The 248-nt window shown below is 64.1% G+C and carries 1 pseudogene; it reads left to right on the top strand.

Annotated elements, in window-relative coordinates:
• Positions 1-248, top strand: a pseudogene (locus MJ643_RS31130) (branched-chain amino acid ABC transporter permease); the annotation flags it as partial.

Here is a 248-nt window from a genome sequence, read left to right as displayed (position 1 = left end):
CTATCTGTTCTCGCTCACCGTGGTGGCGGTTGCGACAATCCTGACCTTGCGGCTGCTGCGATCCCAGACCGGCCGCAACTTCGTTGCCATCCGTGACCACGAGATCGCCGCAAAGGTCATCGGCGTGCCGCTGCTGCGGACCAAGCTCTTGGCGTTCGGCGTCTCCTCGTTCCTGATCGGGGTTGCCGGTGTGCTGTGGGCCTTCGCCTATCTGCGCACGGTCGAGCCGGCCGGGTTCAATCTCGATC

The sequence above is a fragment of the Pseudomonas sp. PNPG3 genome (genome assembly GCF_023093815.1).
Classification (GTDB): Bacteria; Pseudomonadota; Gammaproteobacteria; order Pseudomonadales; family Pseudomonadaceae; genus Aquipseudomonas; species Aquipseudomonas asiatica.
The sequence above is the reverse complement of the archived record's forward strand: the minus strand, read 5'-3'. Positions and strand labels throughout refer to the sequence as shown.